A 21,878-nucleotide genomic window follows, 5' to 3' on the forward strand; every position below is an offset into this window, starting at 1 on the left:
TGACCACGGAGCGCGCCATGACCGGGCAAGAACCCCACTCCATCGAGATCGACACCAGCAAGCCGCATCCGGCCCGGATGTACGACTGGTTCCTCGGCGGCAAGGACAACTACCCGGTCGACGAACAGATGGCGCGACAGCTGCTCGCCCTGGACGCGCGGGGCCGTGACATGGCGCGGGTCAACCGGGCGTTCATGCACCGGGCCACCCGCTGGCTCGCCGAGAGCGGCGTGCGCCAGTTCCTGGACATCGGCACCGGCATACCCACCGAGCCGAACCTCCATCAGATCGCCCAGCAGGCCGCTCCCGACGCGCGCGTCGTCTACTGCGACAACGACCCGATCGTGCTCGCCCACGCGGCGGCGCTGCTCCGCTCCACGCCCGAGGGCGCCACCGAGTACATCCAGGCCGACGCCCGCAAGCCGGAGACCATCCTCGCGGAGGCCGGCCAGATCCTGGACTTCGACCAGCCGATCGCCCTGTCGCTGCTGGCCCTGCTCCACTTCATCGACGACGAGGACGGCGCGGGCGAACTGCTCGACAAGCTGGTCGAGCAGCTTCCCTCCGGCAGTTACCTGGTGCTCTCGCACACCACCGGCGACTTCAACCCGGAAGGTGCCGCGCAGGCACGGGCCATGTACAAGGCGCGCGGGATGACGCTGCGGCCCCGCAGCCGCGCCGAACTCACGGCGTTCTTCGACGGTCTCGAACTGGTCGAGCCGGGCGTCTCGCTCTCCGCCGACTGGCATCCGGAGCTCGGCGAGGTCATCGACGTCCCGGGCGACGAGCCGATCCCCGGCTATGCCGGAGTGGCCCGCAAACCCTGACCCCCCGGTTCCACCGCCGCTCCGCCCGCCCGCACCCGGCGCGGGCGGGCGGTGGCGCTCCGTGCTCAGGCGCCGAGGGCGTGTCCCGTGGTGACGTCCACATGCCCGGGCACCTCGTCGTGCGCGTCGCCCACCGTCGACGTACCCGACGGTTCGAGGAGCATGATCGACGCGCCCCGGTCGGAACGGGGGCGGTGCCAGACCCCGCGCGGGACGACGAAGACAGCACCCCGCTCCAGGGTCACGCAGCGCTCGCCGCCGTCGCCCCCCTCATCGCCGTCGCGCAGAGCGATGTCCAGCGTCCCCTCCACCACGAGGAAGAACTCGTCCGTGTCCTCGTGCACATGCCACACATGCTCGCCGGCCACCTTGGCCACGCGTACGTCGTAGTCGTTGACCCGGGTCACGACGCGCGGACTCCACAACGCGTCGAAGGAGCCCAGGGCGGCACTCAGCAGAATCGGCTCGGCGACGCGCGGCGTCACGTTCTCGTTGCTCATGGGATCCATCCTGTGCGCTGGACCCCACCGCCCGTGAGTGCTAGGAATCGCCTATGGCGAAAGAATCCTCGCACCGGGTCGTGATGATCGTCTCGGCCGGTTCCAACCCGTTCGAGATGGGTGTGGCGACCGAGCTCTTCGGCCTGCGCAGGCCCGAGCTCCCCGTCGACTGGTACGACTTCACCCTGTGCTCGCCCACCCCCACGGTCCGGATGCACTCCGGCTTCTTCCAGCTCTCCGGCGTCGCCGGACTGACGGCCGTGGACCACGCGGACACCGTCATCGTGCCCAACCGGCCCGACCCTCTGGAAGAGCCCGACCCGGACGTCCTGGCGGCGATCCGGCGTGCCGACGCCCGCGGGGCGCGCCTCGTCAGCTTCTGCACGGGCACCTTCACGCTCGCCGCCGCAGGGGTGCTGGACGGCAGACGGGCCACCACGCACTGGCGGTGGGCGGAGGCCTTCACCGCCCGCCACCCGCACGTCGATCTCGACCCGGACGTCCTCTTCGTCGACGACGGCCAGGTGATCACGGCGGCAGGCAGCGCCGCGGCCCTGGACACCGCCCTTCATCTCATCCGCGCCGACCACGGGGCGGAGACCGCCGCCGCCGTCAGCCGACGGCTCGTCCACCCGGCCCACCGGGACGGCGGCCAGCGCCAGTTCGTCGAGCACCCGCTCCCCGAGACCGCCTACACCTCGCTCGGCCCGCTCCTCGACTGGGCCACCGGGCATCTGGCCGACGGCCTGGACGTGACGGCGCTCGCCGCCCGCGCCGCCGTCAGCCCCGCCACGCTCCACCGCCGCTTCCGCGCCCAGCTCGGCACCACGCCGCTGGCCTGGCTCACCGAGCAGCGCGTCACGCTCGCCCGCCGCCTCATGGAACGCGGCGAGGACCGGCTCGACGTGATCGCCCGCGCCAGCGGACTCGGCACGGCGACCAGCCTGCGCACCCAGCTCCGCCGCCGTACCGGACTGACGCCCACCGAATACCGCCGTCGCTTCGCCCCGGCCCGCTGAGCCCGCCGCCACGCGTCACAATGGACCCATGTCACGACGTACCTCCCGGCCCCGGGGGCCCGCCGCCGCGCGGATCACCTCCGCCTCCCCGTGCCCCTGCGGCCTGCCCGCCGCCTACGGGCAGTGCTGCGGCCGGTTCCATTCCGGCAGTGCCGCCGCTCCGACCTGCGAGGCGCTGATGCGCTCCCGGTACGCGGCCTTCGTCGTCCGGGACGCGGCATACCTGCTGCGCACCTGGCACCCCGAGACCCGGCCGCCCGGCGTCGACTTCGACCCCGCGATGCACTGGGTGGGGCTGGACATCCTGGACACCACCGAGGGCAGCGCCTTCCACTCCACCGGAACGGTCACCTTCCGCGCCCACTACACCGACGACGGGCGCCCCGACTCCCTCCACGAGAAGAGCCGCTTCGTCCGGCACGACGGCGCCTGGGTCTACACGACGGCGGTCTTCGTCGACTGAGCCGGCCGAACGGCGCTCCCGAGGACGTCCCGAGCGGCGTATCCGGGGCGCGGGTCGCGAAGGCGTGTAATCCGTTTTCCGGCGGGCCGTGCGCGACCGTACGATCCGCGCATGGACGAGGACGAAGCAGCGACGCCGAACGCCGCGCGGGAACGATTCTGGCGGGGCCGTGACGTCGCCTTCACCCCCGTCGAGCCCGACGACGCCGAACTGATCCACCGCTGGCGCGCCGACCCGGTGGCCGCCCACGAGATCGGCGTCTGGCCCGGCTCCCTCCACGAACTCCGCGAGCGCGTCGAGGCCAACGTGGAGGACCGGCACCGGGACGACTTCCTCGTCCTCCTCGCGGACGGCACCCCGGTCGGCCACATCGCCCTCATCGAGGAGGACTTCGTCGACGGCACCGCCGAGGCCTACCTCCTCCTCGCCCCCGAACACCGCCGCAAGGGCATCGGAGCCGACGCGCTCGAAGCCCTCACCGATCTGGCCTTCGGCGAACTGCCCCTGCACCGGGTCGAGGCCGTCACCCACACCGACAACGCGGCGGCCCTCGCCGTCCTGGGCGGAGCCGGGTTCGTCCGGGAGGGCGTACGCCGGTCCTCCTGTCTGCACCGCGGCCGCCGGCACGACAGCGCGGTGCTCGGCCTGCTCCGCGCGGAGTGGGAGGCGCTGGCCCGCCCCCGGTCCTGGGAGCACTGACCCGCCCGTACGGGAGTGACCCGCCCGTACGGGAGTGGCCGGGGCCCGGGCCGGGATCAGGCCCGAGCCACCGCCTCAGACCGGGGCGCCGACCCGACTCGAACCGCCGGGACCGGCCGCGGGGGACAGCTCCTGGGCCAGGTCCTCCGCCAGCAGCCGTTTGGCGATCACATCCACCGTGGCCCGGAGCTGGCCGTCGTCGGGGCGGGCGCCGTCCTCCGCCAGGCGCTCGTTGAGCCAGCGGCCCCAGGCGTCGGAGATCACCGAGGCTTCGCGCCGGCCCGCCGCCGTGTGCGAGAAGATCCGGCCGTCGCCCGTCAGGTAGCCCTCCTCGATCATCCGGTCGAAGACGGGCACCAGCACCTCCGGCGGGATGCGGTGCCGGGCCGCGATCAGCCCGAGGCCCGCGTGGCCGACCATCCTGGTGAAGAGGTCCACCTGCATCACCGCCCAGGCCCCCGCCATGTCGAGGCGGGTGTCGGACTCGGCGGTGATCCGCCGGGCGGTGTCCGGGCCCGCGCCGTGCAGGATCGTGGCCACGGAGAACTCCAGGACCTTCGCCGAGTCCCCGGTGCCCGGCTGGGCGAAGCCCTCGCCCATGTCCGTCGACCCGAGCCGCGCCGAGTCCCGCAGCTTCACCTCCTTCAGGAACAGTGCGACGACGAAGCCGATCAACGCGACGGGCACCGTCCACAGGAACACGGTGTGCAGCGTGTCCGCGTAGGCCTGGGCCAGCGGTTCCGACTGGGCGGCGGGCAGGGCGTGCAGCGCCTGCGGGCTCTGCGAGGCACGGGCCAGGGCCGCCGGGTCGCCGCCCGCCGCCACCGCCCGCGCGACGCCGTCGGTGAGGTTCGGCTTCAGCGCGTTGGCGTAGATGGTGCCGAACACCGCCGTGCCGAACGCGCTGCCCAGGGTGCGGAAGAACGTCACGCCCGAGGTGGCCGTGCCCAGGTCCTCGTAGTCGACGGTGTTCTGCACGGCGATCGTCAGCACCTGCATGGCCAGGCCGATGCCGAGCCCCAGCACCACCATGTAGAGCGACTCCAGCCAGACGCCGGTCCCCGGCCCCATCCGGGACAGGAGGAACAGCCCGGCCGCCATGACCAGGGTCCCCACGATGGGGAACACCCGGTAGCGGCCCGTCTTGCTCACCACGTTGCCGCTGAAGATCGAGGCGACCAGCAGACCGACGACCAGGGGCAGCGTCCGCACCCCCGAGAGGGTCGCCGAGTCCCCGTCCACGTACTGCAGATAGGTCGGCAGGAAGATCATCGAGCCGAGCATCGCGAAACCCACGATGAAGCTGAGGATCGAGCAGACCGTGAAGACCGGGTTCCGGAACAGCCGCATCGGCAGCATCGGCTCCTTCGCCCGCGTCTCCACCACGCAGAACAGCGCCAGGGCGATGAGCCCGCCGACGAACAGCCCGATGATCATGGGCGAGCCCCAGGCGTACTCGTTCCCGCCCCAGCTCGTCGCCAGGATCAGCGCACTCGCCCCGACCGTGACCAGCGCGATCCCGGAGTAGTCGATGACCGGCCGGCCGGCGGCCTTCACCGACGGGATGTTCCGGGCGGCGGCGATCACCACCACGATGGCGATCGGCACATTGACGTAGAACGCCCAGCGCCAGGTCAGATGGTCGGTGAAGAGTCCGCCGAGCAGCGGCCCGATCACGGTCGAGATGCCGAACACCGCCCCGATCGCGCCCTGGTACTTGCCCCGTTCGCGCAGCGGGATCACATCCGCGATCAGCGCCATCGACGTGACCATGAGACCGCCCGCGCCGATGCCCTGCATACCGCGCCAGATGATCAGCAGCAGCATGTCCGACGCGAGGCCGCACAGAAACGAACCCGTGATGAAGATGATCGCCGAGACCTGGAAGACCAGCTTCCGCCCGAACAGGTCGCCGAACTTGCCGACCAGGACGGTGGCCACCGTCTCCGCCAGCAGATAGGCGGTGACCACCCACGACATGTGCGCGGCCCCGCCCAGGTCCGAGACGATCGTCGGCAGCGCCGTGCCCACGATCGTCTGGTCCAGTGCCGCGAGCAACATGCCCAGCACGATCGTCGCGAAGACGATGTTCCGCCGCCGCCGGTCGAGGACGGGCGGCGGCGCGGCGGCACTCTGCGCGGCGGGGGCTTGCTCGCTGGCAGTGGTCACCTCTGCACCCTCACACCGGCCCAGGACCCCCGCATGCGGGGGCGGGCCGGACGGGGGTGGTCAGCGGGGCAGCGAGGCGATCGACGCCTTCAGCCGCGCCACGAACGCCTCGCGGACCTCCTCGCCGACCCGGTCGAGCGACAGATAGGGATTGAGGTCCTCCAGCTCGACCAGCAGCAGGGCGCCGTCCGCCGTCCGGCAGGCGTCGACCCGCTGGATCCCGTGCGTGAGGGAGTTCCAGGCGATGAAGCGCCGGGCGAACTCCAGGTCCGCCGCGCTCGCCGCGTACGGCTCCAGCACCCAGCGCCGCTCCGGATCCGGAGCGTACAGCGCGTACTGGAAGTCGTCGTCGACGAAGTAGAAGGACACCTCGTGGCGGAAGTCGATCCGCGGCTGGACGAGAAGAGAACCCTCGGCCGCCCGCTCCAGCTCGGTGGCGGCCTCCGCCGCCGTGACGAACCGCAGCCCGACCGAGTCCGCCCCCAGCTTCGGCTTGACGACGTACCGGGAGACGTCGGGCAGCTCCGGCAGATCCGCCGCCCGGTCCACCGTGGGGATGACCGGGAGGCCGGCCCGGTCCATCTCGATCAGATAGTCCTTGCCCGCCATGTCGCCACGCCCGCCCAGCGGGTTGTAGACCGGCGTCCGCAGCTCCCGGGCCCGGGAGAGGAAAGCGTCGTACGCCTCCCGGTAGTGCAGCACGGGCCCGCTGTTGCGGATCAGCACGGTGTCGAAGCCCTCCAGCAGCGCGGCCGCGTCCCGGGGATGGCAGAGCGCGACGTCGAACGTCTCGCGCAGCCGGGAGCCGAGGAAGATGTCCTCGTCGCAGTAGCGGCGGCCACGGGCCTCGTACGCGAGGTCGGTGACGAGCAGGAGGGACGGGCGGCGTGCGCCGGCGGGTGACGCGGCGGTCATGGGGCTCTCCCGGGATGAGGACGCGGACGGACGATCACTATCGCCGACGCCCGGCCGGCCTCGCGGAGCGGGTGGTGCCCGTTGCGTCGGGGCGCTCACCGCTCCCGGCGGGAGCCCGTCGCCCCGGGGTCAGACAGCTTCCGTGGCTCCGCCCCGTACGGCCGCCACCCACTCGACGAGGAGCCGCTCGTACTCCCGGCGGCCCTCGGGCGACACCACACCGCCGTCGGCCACCAGAGCGCGGATCTCCGCGTTCAGTTCAACCATCGGGCGGGCAGGCGTCGGCTCGGTCGAAGTGGAGGTCATGTGAAGAGGCTAGTGGCAGGGAGGCCGGAGACGCACCGGTGCGGCGTGTGGGGCCCGCCACGGGCACCGTTCGTCCCCGGCCTCGAAGCGGCCCCGGCATGATGGTGACCCGTGCCGCGGCCCTCTCCACACCGTCGTCACGGATGGCCGCGGATCGTCACGGCCGGGCGGTCGGGACCCTGTTGTCGCACGTCGGCGGCGTGTGGCGGGGCCCCGGCGGTGTTGTGTGCACGTCCCGACGCGCTCGGTGACGGTCTCCGCCCGGCCCGGCCCGATGATGATCTCCACGGTTCCGTTCCCCGTCGGCGTACGCGTTCGGCGCGACGAGGATCACACGGATTCGGGGCGGAGCGGGCCCGGACCGGGGACAGATTCGGCCCTCGGCTCCTCCTCAGCGGATGTGCCGCCCCGAGATCGCCCGCGCGATAACGAGGCGCTGGATCTCGCTGGTTCCCTCGAATATCGTGTAGATCTTGGCGTCGCGGTACATCCGTTCCACCGGGTGCTCCCGGCTGTAACCCGCGCCGCCGAGGATCTGCACCGCCTTCTCCGTTGCCGCGACCGCGAGTTCGCCGGCCCGCAGCTTCGACATGGAGCCCTGTCCGGCGTCGAAGGTCCGGTCGTTGCGGGCCATCCAGGCGGCCTGCCAGATCAGCAGGCGTACGGCTTCGATCTCCGTGCGGATGTCGGCCAGGGCGAAGGCGATCGACTGGTTCTCGATGATCGGCCTGCCGAACGCCTCGCGCTCACCGGCGTATTCCAGGGCGTACTCGTAGGCGGCCCGGGCGATGCCGAGTGCCTGCGCCGCGACGGTGGGGCGGCTGACCTCGAACGTCGCCATCGCCGCCTGGCCCTTGGCGGCGCCGCCCTCGCGTGCCCTGGCCAGGCGGGCGTCCAGCTTCTCCTTCCCGCCCAGCAGACAGTGCCCCGGTACGGTCACCTCGTCGAGGAAGAGATCGGCGGTGTGCGAGGCGCGCAGCCCCAGCTTCTTGACCGTTCGGCCCGCCGTCAGGCCCTTCGTGCCCGGCGGCACGATGAACGCGGCCTGTCCGCGGGACCCGAGCGCCGGGTCGACCGAGGCGACGACGACGTGGACCTCGGCGATGCCGCCGTTGGTGATCCACGCCTTCTGGCCGGAGATCACCCACGTGTCGCTCGCCTCGACGTAGCGGGCCCGCGTCGTCATCGCGGAGACGTCGGATCCGGCGCCCGGTTCGGAGACGCAGAACGCGGCGACCTTCGGTTCGTCCTCGTCCCCGTAGCACTGCGGCACCCACTCGGCGAGCTGGTCCGGGGTGCCGGAGGCGAAGATTCCGGCAACCGCGAGCGAGGTGCCGAACAGGGCCATGCCGATGCCCGCGTCGCCCCAGAACAGTTCCTCGTTGGCGATCTGGAGGGAGAGTCCGGTGGGGTCCCCGTACAGGTCGGCGAGCGACTCGAATCCGTACAGACCGATTCGGGCGGCCTCCTGGATCACGGGCCAGGGGGTCTCCTCCCGGGCGTCCCACTCGGCGGCGGCCGGGCGGACCACCTGGGCGGCGAAGCCGTGCACCCAGTTGCGCAGGTCCTGCTGCTCCTCGGTCAGGGCGAGGGAGAAGAAGCTCATGCGCTCACGCCTTCGGGATGTCGAAGTAGCGGGTCAGGCCGGAGGCGAGGCCGACGTCTCCGGCGACCTTGAGCTTGCGCATCATGAACATGGTGACCGGATTGCCGTTGCCCGAGACGAGCTTGAGGAACTCCGCGTCGCCCATCACCAGAGTGGTGCGCGGTTCGGCGTCCGAGCGGCCGGGGGTGACCCGGCAGGCGCCGTCGGCTATCGCGGTCTCGTAGACGGCATCGCTCTCCCCGGTGATCTTCCAGCGGATCAGCGCGGTGAGGCCGCCGGCCGCCTCGGGCCGGAACTGCTGCTTCATCCGGCCGAAGATCTCGCCGAGTATCCGGGTGCGCAGCTCGCCCCGCATGACCTCGGCGAGCTGCTTGGCGGACAGGTTCTTGACGATCCGGGCGAACTCATCGGGTGCGACCGCCGCGAAGTCGAGCCCGGACAGGCCGTCGGTGAGGTTGTCGCTGCTGGTTCCGTCCACGCCAGTTCCTTACTCCAAAGTAAACTTACTTTTGAGTAAGGTAAGGGGAGTGGTGGCGCCCCGCAAGGCCGGTCCGCCGCCCGGCGGGGTGGGATACGGCAGGCGGGAGGCGAGGGGCGGGTGTCGGCAGCCGGTCAGAAGGGCGAGCCGGGCAGCACGGCGAGTTGGGGGTGGTGCGCGGCCAGCACCTTGTTGGCGCGGGCCAGTTCGGACAGGGCCTGTTCGCGGTCGGCCTGGTCCTCGACGCCGAGCCGGGGGCCGCGGAACCTGCGTACCTCGCGGGCCGCGCAGTCGGCGTCGAACTCCGCCTGGAGGATGTGCGGCGGAATGCACGAGCCGATCAGCGCGGCGACCCGGTCCGGGATCGGCACGGGGACGAGGAGGTGCGAGGCGGTCATGGGGCGTTCCCTCTCGGATGGTTGGCCAGGAGGCGGTGCACGGGCCTGTCGCCTGGTGGGCGGCAGGTTCCTTCCTGTGTACGGGACGCGGTTCCGGGTTTCTCGTCGGATACGTCTCCGTGTCGCAACCGTTTGGGACTGACCGTCTATTTCGCCTTACGCGCCGGTAAGTTGACCCGGCGCGCCGAACGTGATCCGGATCAGGGGGATGTGCCCGTGGAGCGGGAGCGCAGCCGCAGCGCGCGCAGCACCGCCTCGGTGGCGAAACGGCTCTCGGGGTCGACGAGTTGGTCACCGAAGATGGTCTCCAGGCTCCGCATGCGGTAGCGCACGGTCTGCGGGTGGACATCCAGCAGTGCGCCCATCTGGGCCGCCGTTCCCCGGGTGTCGAGCCAGATCCGCAGCGTCTCCACCAGCCGGTCACGGCGGGTGGCGCTGATCCCCGCGACCGCGGCCAGCTCCCGCTGGGCCAGTTGGTCCAGCAGGGCGGGGTCGGACAGCAGCCACAGAGTGGTGAGGTGGTCCTCGCAGCGGATCAGCGGTGCGTCGTCGATCACGCCGGAGTCGACGAGCTCCAGGACCCGGCGGGCCCAGCGGATCGACTCGCAGGCCAGCGCGGTGGGAACGGTCAGCCCGATCGCCGCGCGGCCGGCCGGCAGAGCCTGTTCCAGCATCGATCTTCGTGCGTCGTCCAGCGCTCCGGGGATCAGCAGGTGCGGCTGCGGGGCGCTGAGATCGACGAGGAGGTCGCGGTCCGCTCTGAGCCGGTCCAGCTCCGCCGGAGCGCGGACGGCGATCAGCGTGACCTCCTCGGGCAGCGCCCACCCGACCTGTTCGCACAGGTCGGCGATGGCGCTTCCGGGGGCCGGGCGACCGGCGAGGATGAGGTGGAGCAGACGGCGGCGCAACGCCTCGCTGTGCTCGCCCGACTGGGACTGCACCTCCAGGAAACCCTCCCGGGAAAGCGATTCCAGTTCGTCGACATAGGCGAAGAGCGCGTCGGCGAAGCTCAGCATCAGGGTGGGGGACAGGTGATAGCTCTGCCCGACCTTCTTCGCCCGCCGCAGGGCCACCCGTGCGCCCAGCCGGTAGGCCCCCTGGAGGGTGTCCATGCTCCGGCCCTCGTACGCCTCGAACCGTCCGAAGCGCCGGCACATGTCGTCCCGGAGCGTGGTGGGGGAGGTGGGCTCGGCCACCAGATCGACGAAGGAGGCGAGGCTCTGCTCCACGCCCACCCGGATGGCCTGCCCGTTCGGACCGTCGAGCAGCCGGGCGTATTCCGGATAGGCCCGGGTGACCTCGACGCCGATTTCCTTGATGAGGCTGGGCAGTTCGGGCCGCATGATCGCCGCGAATTCCTGAGGGAGCGGCCCCAGCGGGTCTTCGGTATCCAACGGCTGTATGAGATGTGGCATGACAAGTCCCCTTGCTCTCGGCGCCCGGTGGTGGGGTGAGGCGGTGGGGGGAAAGCGCTCCCACGAACCGACAGGTGCGTACCAAGTTCGCGACGAAGATAGACCAACGAACAGGCACTGCACACCACTTGGACAAGATCGAAGTGCAGGGGGCACACATCCTGGCCGCACTGTGCGACTTCCGTGCAGGTCGGGCGGTGCTACGCGCTTTCGGACAATGAATTTCGGCCGCATGCTCCGGTGATGACAACAAAGCCGTTCCGTCGTCCCGGGATGATCCCGGTGTGGTGCGCGCGGCATCGGTCGATTCCCGCGGTGAACGGGTGCGCGGGCGGCTCACCACGGCGAATGCGGGTGGGTGGTCGCGCTCTGACGGGTATTTTCGGCCGAGTGGCCGAATTTCGTGCCACTCGTGCGGGAGCGGAGGCGGGACTTCCGTGGTCCCCGCCCTCGCGGACCCGCGTACGCACGGCACGCGGGGTTCCGGTCGCCGGTGCGTAATTCCGTGCCCCCGGGTGCGCATTCCCTGACAAGGAAGCGGTGCTCCGATGCTCATTTCCGGATCAAAAAGAGCGCGGTGCAAAGAATCTTAGACGGACGGATTGTGTCGCCCTGTTTCCCGCGAGTAACATCACGCCTCGATCAATTCGGTCACGAAATCTGCCCGAAATTTGATGCTCCGATCCTCCGCCCCCGGGCCCCCGAGGCTCCATCACCGTCGACGGCCGTCGCGGTGCGGGCTCGCATGGCAGAACCGGTCAACTTCGTGCACGAGGCCGCGCCACGGCGGCCGACAGAGGGGACGACATGAGATCCGTTTCCAATCGAACCCGCGTAGGTCTGCTCGCGGCGTTCACGGCATTCAGCGCCCTGCTCTCCACCGGCTCGGCCACCGCCGCCACCCAGCTCAACGGCGACTGGGCGCCCTTCGACCGCTGCCCGGTCGACGCGCCCGCCATGCTGGCGGCGGACGGCCTCAACACCATCGCCACCTGCATAGCGTCGAGCTCGGCCACCGGAACCATCACGCTGGGCAAGACCAAGGTCTCCACCGGCCACACCGATCTGCAGCTCGGCGTCATCCAGCGCCCCGGCGGCGCCGCCTCACTGGTGGCCCCGCCCGAGGGGGCGCTGACCGCGGACCCGGCGGAGATCCCCGGCGGGCTGATCGGGCTCATGTGCCCCAGTGGAATTCCGGTCGTATCCGCAATCTGCCGCCAGTTGACGGACAACAATCTCAACCGTGTGACGGCCACCATCGAACCGGCCGGAGCACCGCGCGACTTCAATATGAGCGCGGCATTCTCCACCGGTGAGCCCATTCTCACCATTCCGGTCCGCATCCACCTCAAGAATCCGTTCCTCGGTGACAAGTGCTACATCGGGACCACGTCCAATCCGGTGCTCCTGAAGCCGCAGAACACGACGGCGCCGAGCCTCTCGCTGCAGCGGTTCTCGGCCGACGGGACGCCGAACGACGACGAGGGCGAGATGGGGCGCTACACCTTCGACGGAGCCGACCAGGGTGACGCGGCGTTCGCCGTTCCCGGGGCCAGCGGCTGCGGTGCCGGGCTCCTGGACTGGGCGGTGAACCTCAAGACCGGCCTCCCGTCCGCCGCCGGAAAGAACAGCGTGACGCTCGACGCCACCACGACGTACTTCGGCAGCCCCTACGACCCCGCCGGCCTCGCACCGGACGAGGGCAGGAAGCTGTCCGAATTCTGGCACTCCGCGAAGCGGTAGGCCCCGGTCCAGTCCGCCGGAACCCGCCCCGACCCCCGGTACGAGGAGGTGATGCGACAGCAGCCCCCACGTCCTTGTCCGCGCACCTCGACACGAGCCGTGTCGTGGACCCGCCGAGTGCCGCACCGTCCGGCACGGCGAGCAACTGAGCAAGCGCCTCTCCAGTCACGTTCAGCCGAATCCCCAACGGGACGAGAAAAGGGAGTACCCCCATGTTCAAGCGAACCGGTGTCCTGACCGCGATCGGTGCCGCCGCGGCATCCGTCGTCCTGGCCGCCCCGTCGGCCGTCGCCGCGCCGACCAGCTGGACGATCAGCCCGACCGGCGCCTTCAACGGCAGTGCCGGAGTGACCGTCCTGACCGACAACAACGGCAACAAGATCCAGTGTGCGACCTCCGCCGCCTCGGGCTCGGCGCCGACCTCCCCGGTCGCCGGGAGCCCGGCCAAGCTCGCGTCCATCTCGGCCATCTCCTTCAACTCGCCCTGCACCGGGCCGTTCAGCTCGACGTGGACGGTGACCACCACGCCGCCGTGGGAGATCTGGGGCCTGGACTACGCGGCGGGCGCCGGCACCAACTCCACGGGCCAGACGACCGGTGAGATCAGAGCGATCAAGGCGAAGGTGTCCGGGAGCAGCGTCCTCGGCCCCTGCACCTTCGACGTGACCGGCAAGGTCGCGGCCAAGTACAACAACCCGACCGCGGGCGGCAGCAACGGCACACTGAACACCGCGGGCGGCGGCCTCACCCTCGCCATCGCCAACAAGGTCGGCGGCGGCTGCGGCATCGTCGGCACCACGGCCAGCTTCCAGGGCCTCTACACCATCGTGAACACGGCATCGGGCAAGTCCCCGGTCATCAGCGGGTGACCCACCGCCGATGACGTCCCGCATCTGAGCGTCGTGCCCGGCCGTGCGCACCCGACGGCCGGGCACGACGGCGACCGGGGGCGCTCCGGGCCTCGGCCGGAGCCGCACGCGCCGCTCCGCCGCGCCGGCCGGCCACGCCCCGTTTCCACGCACCCGCCGACAAGGAAGCGGCGGCGGATTGTCACCGGCTGCCAAAGTCCGGGCACCGGTGATCCGATCGGAAACCGGGCCCTTCCCAGGCGTCGTCGGCGTGCGTACCGTACCCGTCGGTAGGGGCCGTACCCCGTCCGGTCGCCCTACGGCCGGGCCCGGTCGACGTACCACCGAAGCCCGCCCGACGTCCGTTCGAAGTCCGCTCGACGTCCGCCCGCAGGGGCCGTTGCCGAGAAGTGGACCCGCTTTCCGCAGCCATCCCTGGGCCCACGCGCGCCGGAAGGACACATCCGTATGACCGTCGATGCACGCGCCGCAGCGAGACGACCGATCCACTGGGCCGTGGGCGGGGCGCTCGTCGTCGCCACCGCGCTCGTTCCCAGCGCCGAGTCGGCCGCCGCGGAACAGACCTCGGAGGTCGCCCTCCGCTACGCCTGCCCGTTCCCCTCCGGACCCGAGGAAGTGGACGTCGTCGTCTCGGCGGTGCTCCCCACCTCCGTCCGCACGGGAGAGGAGGTCCGCCCGTCCCAGGTCTCCGTCGAGGTGAACCTGGAGCCCACGGCGCTCGCCCGGTTCGGGGAGCTGGACGCCGCCACCCTGTCGGCCGTCGCGCGGCTCACCGTCCGCAACACCGTCGGCGACAAGTCCGCCGACGCCTCCTGGCAGGACCTGACCGCTCCCCCCGTCGCCCTGCCGGGACCCGACGGGGGCGGCCTCGCCCTGACCGCGACCGGTGACGTGCCGACGGTCTCCTTCGGCAGCCCCGGGCGCGCGACGCTGGCCCCCGCCGGGCTGGCCCTCGCGCTGTCCTCGCTCACCGGGGCGGGCGAGCCGACCACACCTCCGGGACTCGACGTCGTCTGCGAACCGGCCCCGGGCCAGGAACCCGAACTCGCCGCGATCACGGTCCGCGGCGACAGCGACCCCACGGCCCCCGCTCCACAGCCGGGGGAGAGCGACCCCGTACCGGACCCGACCCCCACCCGCCCGGCCGAGGGACTGCCGCCCAGCGCCCGGGAGAAGATCGACGCCCTCACCGACGAACGGCTCGACGCCCTTGACGGCGAGGACCCGGGCAGCTGCCCGATCGAGATCCCGCCCGAGTGGGTGATGACCACCGCCGAGACGTACGCGGCCGGCTACGCCAACGCCGCCAAGCTGGACGGCGCGGCGGCGCTGGGGCCCGCGTTCATGAAGGTGGTGCTGAACAAGCGCTACATCAACGACTCCTGCGCCTCGACCGTCGACGTCAGCTCGGAGGTGAACTTCGACTACCAGGGGCGTCGGCAACTCCCCCCGACGAAGGCCACGTTCCTCAGCTACGGCTTCATGCCGACGACCGCGACCATGACGCTGGAGCAGGTGGGACCCCCGGCCGCGATCCACACCCACACGGTCACCAACACGCCCACCTACCCGGAGGAGACGACCGTCACGGCCCAGCTCGTGATGCGGCTCTCCGACGTCGAGGTGAACGGCGTCCCCCTGGACGTGGGCCCCGACTGCCGCACGGCGCGCCCCTTCGAGCAGGTGCTGAGGGGGTACGGGCAGAGCTATCCGCCGGCCGGCTACCTCGTGGCGTACGGCGGCACCCTGACCGGGTACGCCCACATCCCGCCGTTCGAGGGCTGCGGTGTGAGCGAGGACCTCGACCCGATCTTCACCTCGGCCATCTCCAGCCCGGGCAAGAAGGCCGACAACTACACCAAGATGACGCAGGCGCCCCTGTGCGTGGCCACGAACCCGGAAGGGCCGGACTGCCCGCCGAAGGTGCCGACGCCCGAGCGCTGACCCGAACACCCCCCGAGCCCTTCCGGTCCCCGGTCCGGAAGGGCTCTTTCCTGCCCGCCGACCGTCGTGCGATTCCTCATCATCCGACAGGTTTGGTTCGAGGATTACTCACCCGTGAACAATCCTCCGCCCCACGTGAATTCTCGCCGAGGAAAGTCTGTACCCAGTATTGCGAAGTCAGGTTACCGGCCCGTAGCGTCCCAGACGTGCCGATCGAAAACGCCTGCTTCCCTGCTCGGCGGGCACGCCCGGGCCCGGTTCGCTCCGCTCCGGTCCAGGGGCACCCCGGATCAGACCCCCAGTGTTTGCGCAGATTTCGACAAGGACGGGAACCGGCCTTGTCACCGAATGACAAGTGATCCATTCTCAGCCCCGCGTTCGTCGATCTCCGCTGTTCAACGGCTTGCCCTGGCGGTTTCGGCGGACATAACGTGCGCCCCCTGGTGCATGTGTGACGAGCCGCCATCGCTTTTCTCAGAGCCGGAGCGCTTAACGATGAACACGTTCACCGCCACCTCGAGGGAGGGCCGATGGGAATCGAAGTAGTCGTCGAGGGTCTGACGAAGTCCTTCGGCAAGCAGAACATCTGGCAGGACGTCAGCCTCACCCTGCCCGCCGGTGAAGTGAGCGTCATGCTCGGTCCTTCCGGAACCGGAAAGACCGTTTTCCTGAAATCCATCATCGGGCTGCTCAAGCCCGAGCAGGGACGCGTCCTCATCAACGGCGTCGACATGGTGAACAGCTCCGAGCGCGACATCATGGAGACCCGGAAGCTCTTCGGCCTCATGTTCCAGGACGGGGCCCTTTTCGGCTCGATGTCGCTCTTCGACAACATCGCCTTCCCGTTGCGCGAGCACACCCGCAAGAAGGAATCCGAGATCCGCCGCATCGTCATGGAGCGCATCGACATCGTCGGGCTCCTCGGCGCGGAGGGAAAGCTGCCGGGCGAGATATCCGGCGGCATGCGCAAGCGCGCCGGCCTCGCCCGCGCCCTGGTCCTGGACCCGCAGATCATCCTCTGCGACGAGCCGGACTCCGGCCTCGACCCGGTCCGCACCGCCTACCTGTCGCAGCTCCTCATCGACCTCAACGCGCAGATCGACGCGACGATGCTCATCGTCACCCACAACCTCGACATCGCGGCGACCGTCCCCGACAACATGGGCATGCTGTTCTGCCGCAACCTCGTCACCTTCGGCCCGCGCGAGGTGCTGCTCACCAGCGACACCCCGGTCGTCTCGCAGTTCCTCGCCGGGCGCCGCGAAGGACCCATCGGCATGTCCGAGGAGAAGGACGCCGCCACCCTCGCCGCCGAGCAGCTGGCCGACACCGCGCCGCCGCGCACCGGGCCCCGCACCGTCGTCCCCCAGCTGGAGCCCTCGCCCGGGATGCCCGTACGCCAGGGCGCGCTGCGCCGCCGGGAGCGGGTCATGTCGATGATGGGCCAGCTGCCGGAGGCCGCCCGTACGGCGATCCTCAACAGCTACGCCCCGGCCGCGGGAGGTGCGCGCGCGTGACCGCCCCGATGCCGGTGCGGCCGCCCGAGCCGCCCGAGAAGCCCCCGCCGCCCACCGGCCCCGGGGCGACCGCCCCGGCCGCGCCCGAGCAGCGGCGGCCCTCCCGGCTGCTCGCCCCGCTCCGCGAGACCGGGAAGCTCTTCGCGCTCGCCGTCGCGGTGGCCCGGGCGATCTTCCGCAGGCCGTTCCAGGTACGCGAGTTCATCGAGCAGTTCTGGTTCGTCGCGAGCGTCACGATCCTGCCCGCCGCCCTCGTCTCCATCCCGTTCGGCGCGGTCATCGCCCTCCAGGTCGGCTCCCTCACCCAGCAGCTCGGCGCCCAGTCCTTCACCGGCGGCGCCAGCGTGCTGGCCGTGATCCAGCAGGCCAGCCCGATCATCGTGGCGCTGCTGATCTCCGGAGCCGCCGGATCCGCGATCTGCGCCGACCTCGGCTCCCGCAAGATCCGCGAGGAACTCGACGCGATGGAGGTCATGGGCGTCTCGCCCATCCAGCGCCTCGTCGTCCCCCGGGTGCTCGCCACCATGCTCGTCGCCGTCCTGCTCAACGGGCTGATCTCCGTGGTCGGCACCCTCGGCGGCTACTTCTTCAACGTGATCATGCAGGACGGCACCCCGGGCGCGTACCTCGCGAGCTTCTCCGCCCTCGCCCAGCTGCCCGACCTCTACATCAGCGAGTTCAAGGCCCTGATCTTCGGCTTCATCGCGGGCATCGTCGCCGCCTACCGGGGCCTCAACCCGCGCGGCGGCCCCAAGGGCGTCGGCGACGCGGTCAACCAGTCCGTCGTCATCACCTTCATGCTGCTGTTCTTCGTGAACATGGTCCTCACGGCGATCTACCTCCAGATCGTCCCCGCGAAGGGGAGCTGACCCATGGCGATGCTCAGCTGGCTCGACCGATCGGGCGACCAACTCACCTTCTACGTCAAGGCACTCGTCTGGATCCCGCGCACCCTGCGCCGCTATCTGCGAGAGGTGCAGCGGCTGCTGGCCGAGGTCGCCTTCGGCAGCGGCGGACTCGGCGTCATCGGCGGCACGATCGGCGTGATGGTCGCCATGACCCTGTTCACCGGCACCGTCGTCGGGCTCCAGGGCTACGCGGCCCTCAACCAGATCGGCACCTCGGCGTTCACCGGGTTCATCTCCGCCTACTTCAACACCCGGGAGATCGCCCCCCTGGTCGCCGGCCTCGCCCTCTCCGCCACCGTCGGCGCGGGCTTCACCGCCCAGCTCGGCGCGATGCGGATCAACGAGGAGGTCGACGCCCTGGAGGCGATGGGCGTCCGCTCCATGCCCTACCTCGTCACCACCCGGATCATCGCCGGAGTCGTCGCGATCATCCCGCTGTACGCGATCGGGCTGCTCTCCTCGTACGTCGCCTCCCGCTGGATCACCATCTTCTTCAACGGGCAGTCGGCGGGCACCTACGACCACTACTTCAATCTCTTCCTCTCCCCGCAGGACGTACTGCTGTCGGTGCTCAAGGTGCTGATCTTCAGCGTGCTGGTGATCCTCGCCCACTGCTACTACGGCTTCCACGCCACCGGGGGACCGGCCGGCGTGGGCGTGGCGGTCGGCCGGTCGGTGCGCAACGCCATCGTCCTCATCAGCGTCACCGACTTCTTCCTCTCGCTCGCCATCTGGGGCGCCACGACGACGGTGAAGGTGGCCGGCTGATGCGCACATCCAGCACACGCACGGTCCGCCGGCGGCTGGCCGGAGTCACCTTCCTGCTGGTGCCCGCCGTCCTGGTGTGGGTCTCGGTCTCCGTGTACGAGAAGGACTTCACCGACGATGCCACGGTCACCGTCCGCACCGGAGCGGTCGGCAACGAGATGCACGACAACGCCGACGTGAAGCTGCGCGGCGTCGTCATCGGGCAGGTCCGCTCCATCGCCACCGACGGCGACGGCGCCCGCCTCACCCTGGCCATCGACCGGGACAAGCTCGAACAGGTGCCCGCCGACGTCACCGCCCAGATGCTGCCCACCACCCTCTTCGGCGCACGGTTCGTCGCGCTCGTACCGCCCCGCATCCCCACCGGCTCCACCCTGCGGGCCGGGGCGGTCATCCCGCAGGACCGCTCCAGCAACGCCATCGAGCTGGAACAGGTCCTGGACAACGTCCTGCCGCTGCTGACCGCCGTGAAGCCCGAGAAGCTCTCCGCCACCCTCAACGCCGTGTCCCAGGCGCTGGAGGGGCGAGGCGAGCGCCTCGGCGAGACGCTGACCACGCTGGACGGCCACCTGAAGAAGTTCAACCCCCAACTCCCCACCCTCAACGCCGACATCAAGGAACTCGTCAAGGTGAGCACGCTGTACGCGGACGCCGCGCCGGACGTTCTCGACGCGCTGACCGACGCCACGGTCACCAGCTCCACCCTCGCCGACCAGGAAGCGCGGCTCGCCGGGCTCTACGGCACCACCACGGCTGCCGCACAGGACACGACCTCCTTCCTGCGGGAGAACAAGGACAACCTGATCCGGCTCTCCGCCGCCGGCCGGCCCTCCCTCGAACTCCTCGCCGAATACGCCGAGTCGTTCCCCTGCACGCTGCGCACCATGGCCGGCTTCGTGCCCGCCATGGACAAGGCCCTCGGCAAGGGAACCGACGAACCGGGGCTGCATGTGTCGATCAAGTCCGTTCCCTCCAAGGGCAAATACGTCCCCGGCAAGGACACCCCGGTCTACAGCGCGAGCGGCGGGCCCGCCTGCTACTCGGTGCCGTATGTCGGCAAGCACGCCCCGACCGCCGACACCCGCCGGGCCACCGACGTCACCGCGCCCCCGGCGGACGCGGGCGACGACGCCGACACCGGGCTCGGACTGCCCAACTCGCCCGAGGAGTCCCGGCTCGTCAACGAACTGGTCGCCCCCTCGCTGAAAGCCCGGCCGGGAGACCTGGCCGACTGGAGCAGCGTGCTCATCGGCCCGGCCTTCCGCGGTGCGGAGGTGAAGCTCAAGTGAATCGCCGCTCGCTCGCGGGACCGATCACCAAGTCCCTCGTCTTCATCGTCGTCACCGTGCTGGCCACCACCGTCCTCGGGCTCTCCATCGCCAACACGGGCGTCGGGGACACCACCACGTACAGGGCGCGGTTCACCGACGCCACCGGGCTCATCCCCGGCGACAGCGTCCGGATCGCCGGAGTCAAGGTCGGCCAGGTCGAATCCGTGAAGGTCGCCGACCGGCGGGTCGCCGAGGTCGCCTTCGCCGTACGCAAGGGACGTAGCCTCCCCGCCTCGGTGACGGCGTCCATCAAGTACCTCAACATGGTCGGCCAGCGGTACGTCGACCTCGACCGGGGCCCCGGACCCGTCGGCCGCGCCTTCGCGCCCGGCGACACCATCCCGCTCTCCCGCACCACCCCGGCACTCGACCTCACCCAGCTCTTCAACGGCTTCCAGCCCCTCTTCGAAGGGCTGTCCCCGCCCGACGTCAACCAGCTCGCCGGCTCCATCGTCCAGGTCCTCCAGGGCGAGGGCGGCACCGTCGACAGCATCCTGCGTCACGTCGGCTCGCTCACCACCACCGTCGCCGCGAAGGACAAGGTGATCGGCGAGGTGATCAAGAACCTCAACACCGTCCTGAAGACGGTCAACGACCGGGAGGCGGGCTTCGACGACCTCGTCGTCACCCTCCAGAAGCTCGTCACCGGATTCTCCGGTGACCGCGAACCCCTCGGCGAGGCCATCACCGCGATGGGCGCGCTCACCACCGTCACCGCCGACCTCTTCCAGGACGGCAGGAAGCCGCTCAAGGACGACATCCGCCAACTCGGACGCCTCAGCGGACAGTTGGAGAAGGGCACCCCGCAGATCGAGAACTTCCTGCAGAAGACCCCGGCCAAGATGGCGGCCATCAGCCGGCTGACGTCCTACGGATCGTGGCTCAACCTCTACCTCTGCGAAGCGAAGGTCAGCGGCGTCACCCACGACGACGGCAGCAAACCGCCGGGCGGCATCGCGATCACCCAACCGAGGTGCCTGGCATGAGAATCACTCCCGTACGGGAACGCAACCCGGTCTCCGTCGCCATCGTCGGGCTCCTCGTCCTGACCCTGCTCGGCCTCGCCGCCTGGCGTGCCGACTCCCTGCCGTTCGTCCAGGGCGGCACCTCCTACAGCGCCGACTTCACCGAGTCCGCCGGCCTCACCGACGGCGACGAGGTGCGGATCGCCGGAGTGAAGGTCGGCGAGGTCACCGGAGTCTCCCTCGACGGCGCGAAGGTCCGGGTCGACTTCCGGGTGAAGGGCGCCTGGATCGGCGACTCCTCCACCGTGGGCATCGCCGTCAAGACCCTCCTCGGCGACAAGTACCTCGCCGTCGACCCCCTCGGCGACGCCCCGCAGGACCCCGGCTCCCGCATCACCGCGAGCCGCACCACCTCCCCGTACGACGTCACCCAGGCGTTCAACGGGCTCGGGGAGACCATCGGGGAGATCGACACCGCACAGCTCGCCAAGAGCTTCGAGACGATCTCCGCCACCTTCAAGGACTCCCCGCCCCACGTCCGCAGCGCCGCCGACGGGCTCTCCGCCCTCTCCCGTACCGTCTCCGAACGCGACGCCCAGCTCGCCACCCTGCTCCGCAACAGCAAACAGCTCACCAAGACCCTCGCCGGGAAGAAGAGCAGCTTCGAAACGCTCCTGGAGGACGGGAACCTGCTGCTCGGCGAGATCCGGGCCCGCCGCGACTCCATCCACCTGCTGCTCACCGGAACCCGCGACCTGGGCACCCAGCTCACCGGGCTCGTCCGGGACAACGACAAGCAGCTCGGGCCGACCCTCCAGTCGCTCGGCCGGGTCACCGCCGTCCTGGTCAAGAACCGCAAGAGCCTCGACAAGGTCCTCTCCATGACCGGCTCCTACAGCCGGCTCATCGGCAACACCCTCGGCAGCGGGCGCTGGTTCGACAACTACGTCTGCGGAGTCGTGCCCAAGAACTACCTGCCCGCCGGCACACCCCCGGCGACCGGATGCATGCCACCCCGGCAGCAAGGGGGCCGCTGAC

The 21,878-nt window shown here is 70.5% G+C and carries 21 protein-coding genes; 13 read left to right on the forward strand and 8 right to left on the reverse strand.

All coding sequences use genetic code 11. The annotated features are described in order from the left end of the window. The first annotated feature begins 17 nt into the window (after window positions 1–17). Window positions 18–827 (forward strand): SAM-dependent methyltransferase, encoded by an 810-nt coding sequence (locus IE272_RS12725; protein ID WP_050359243.1) that lies wholly within the window; start codon window positions 18–20, stop codon window positions 825–827. A gap of 65 nt (window positions 828–892) precedes the next feature. Here the strand turns inward: IE272_RS12725 and IE272_RS12730 are convergent, their stop codons facing one another. Beyond that, on the reverse strand, window positions 893–1,327 hold the full coding sequence (locus tag IE272_RS12730) for a cupin domain-containing protein (protein WP_050359244.1): 435 nt from the start codon (window positions 1,325–1,327) through the stop codon (window positions 893–895). Between the two features lie 53 nt (window positions 1,328–1,380). On the opposite strand from IE272_RS12730, the gene IE272_RS12735 reads away from it, so the two are divergent. The 3 genes from IE272_RS12735 (at window position 1,381) to IE272_RS12745 (ending at window position 3,508) form a co-directional block, all read left to right on the forward strand. Continuing rightward, entirely contained in the window at window positions 1,381–2,346 is a 966-nt protein-coding gene (locus IE272_RS12735; protein ID WP_190006874.1) for a GlxA family transcriptional regulator, read from the forward strand. A gap of 28 nt (window positions 2,347–2,374) precedes the next feature. Next, the gene (locus IE272_RS12740) at window positions 2,375–2,809 is read left to right on the forward strand and encodes a YchJ family protein (RefSeq protein ID WP_050359246.1); all 435 of its coding nucleotides are present in this window, start codon (window positions 2,375–2,377) and stop codon (window positions 2,807–2,809) included. A gap of 111 nt (window positions 2,810–2,920) precedes the next feature. Next, window positions 2,921–3,508, forward strand: coding sequence for a GNAT family N-acetyltransferase (locus IE272_RS12745; protein WP_056705693.1), 588 nt, complete (start codon window positions 2,921–2,923; stop codon window positions 3,506–3,508). Between the two features lie 75 nt (window positions 3,509–3,583). Here IE272_RS12745 and IE272_RS12750 read toward each other — a convergent pair whose 3' ends face one another. From IE272_RS12750 to IE272_RS12780, 7 genes are all read right to left on the reverse strand, one after another. Further along, on the reverse strand, window positions 3,584–5,677 hold the full coding sequence (locus tag IE272_RS12750; protein WP_190006875.1) for an MDR family MFS transporter: 2,094 nt from the start codon (window positions 5,675–5,677) through the stop codon (window positions 3,584–3,586). 60 nt (window positions 5,678–5,737) lie between these two features. Then, entirely contained in the window at window positions 5,738–6,592 is an 855-nt protein-coding gene (locus tag IE272_RS12755) for an ATP-grasp domain-containing protein (protein ID WP_190006876.1), read from the reverse strand. Window positions 6,593–6,721: 129 nt separating this feature from the next. After that, on the reverse strand, window positions 6,722–6,898 hold the full coding sequence (locus IE272_RS12760) for a hypothetical protein (RefSeq protein ID WP_157875700.1): 177 nt from the start codon (window positions 6,896–6,898) through the stop codon (window positions 6,722–6,724). Between the two features lie 391 nt (window positions 6,899–7,289). After that, window positions 7,290–8,504, reverse strand: coding sequence for an acyl-CoA dehydrogenase family protein (locus IE272_RS12765; protein ID WP_056705679.1), 1,215 nt, complete (start codon window positions 8,502–8,504; stop codon window positions 7,290–7,292). Window positions 8,505–8,508: 4 nt separating this feature from the next. Then, on the reverse strand, window positions 8,509–8,982 hold the full coding sequence (locus IE272_RS12770) for an SCP2 sterol-binding domain-containing protein (RefSeq protein WP_190006877.1): 474 nt from the start codon (window positions 8,980–8,982) through the stop codon (window positions 8,509–8,511). 134 nt (window positions 8,983–9,116) lie between these two features. Continuing rightward, window positions 9,117–9,380: a hypothetical protein gene (locus IE272_RS12775; protein ID WP_069755582.1), complete on the reverse strand. Its 264-nt coding sequence runs from the start codon at window positions 9,378–9,380 to the stop codon at window positions 9,117–9,119. 200 nt (window positions 9,381–9,580) lie between these two features. Further along, window positions 9,581–10,795, reverse strand: a complete 1,215-nt coding sequence (locus IE272_RS12780; protein ID WP_073805328.1) for a PucR family transcriptional regulator — start codon at window positions 10,793–10,795, stop codon at window positions 9,581–9,583. Between the two features lie 807 nt (window positions 10,796–11,602). Between IE272_RS12780 and IE272_RS12785 the strand changes: the two genes are divergently transcribed. The 9 genes from IE272_RS12785 (at window position 11,603) to IE272_RS12825 (ending at window position 21,877) form a co-directional block, all read left to right on the forward strand. Then, complete coding sequence (locus IE272_RS12785) at window positions 11,603–12,538, forward strand: hypothetical protein (protein WP_050359257.1); 936 nt, start codon at window positions 11,603–11,605, stop codon at window positions 12,536–12,538. Between the two features lie 212 nt (window positions 12,539–12,750). Then, window positions 12,751–13,407: a hypothetical protein gene (locus IE272_RS12790; RefSeq protein ID WP_007454783.1), complete on the forward strand. Its 657-nt coding sequence runs from the start codon at window positions 12,751–12,753 to the stop codon at window positions 13,405–13,407. Window positions 13,408–13,854: 447 nt separating this feature from the next. After that, window positions 13,855–15,351, forward strand: coding sequence for a DUF6801 domain-containing protein (locus IE272_RS12795; protein ID WP_050359258.1), 1,497 nt, complete (start codon window positions 13,855–13,857; stop codon window positions 15,349–15,351). 530 nt (window positions 15,352–15,881) lie between these two features. Continuing rightward, entirely contained in the window at window positions 15,882–16,868 is a 987-nt protein-coding gene (locus tag IE272_RS12800) for an ABC transporter ATP-binding protein (RefSeq protein ID WP_050359260.1), read from the forward strand. Then, window positions 16,865–17,737, forward strand: coding sequence for an MlaE family ABC transporter permease (locus tag IE272_RS12805; protein ID WP_050359261.1), 873 nt, complete (start codon window positions 16,865–16,867; stop codon window positions 17,735–17,737). The genes IE272_RS12800 and IE272_RS12805 overlap by 4 nt, the downstream gene beginning before the upstream one ends. A 3-nt stretch (window positions 17,738–17,740) precedes the next feature. After that, window positions 17,741–18,544 carry an MlaE family ABC transporter permease gene (locus tag IE272_RS12810; RefSeq protein ID WP_050359263.1) on the forward strand — a complete coding sequence of 268 codons (804 nt, stop codon included), beginning with the start codon at window positions 17,741–17,743 and terminating at the stop codon, window positions 18,542–18,544. Continuing rightward, window positions 18,544–19,833, forward strand: a complete 1,290-nt coding sequence (locus tag IE272_RS12815; protein WP_057666898.1) for an MCE family protein — start codon at window positions 18,544–18,546, stop codon at window positions 19,831–19,833. The genes IE272_RS12810 and IE272_RS12815 overlap by 1 nt, the downstream gene beginning before the upstream one ends. Beyond that, window positions 19,830–20,861, forward strand: a complete 1,032-nt coding sequence (locus IE272_RS12820; protein ID WP_050359266.1) for an MCE family protein — start codon at window positions 19,830–19,832, stop codon at window positions 20,859–20,861. Before IE272_RS12815 ends, IE272_RS12820 begins: the two co-directional genes overlap by 4 nt. Continuing rightward, on the forward strand, window positions 20,858–21,877 hold the full coding sequence (locus IE272_RS12825; protein ID WP_190006878.1) for an MCE family protein: 1,020 nt from the start codon (window positions 20,858–20,860) through the stop codon (window positions 21,875–21,877). Before IE272_RS12820 ends, IE272_RS12825 begins: the two co-directional genes overlap by 4 nt. Window position 21,878: the final 1 nt, after the last annotated feature.

It is taken from the genome of Streptomyces anulatus, assembly GCF_014650675.1.
GTDB lineage: Bacteria > Actinomycetota > Actinomycetes > Streptomycetales > Streptomycetaceae > Streptomyces > Streptomyces anulatus.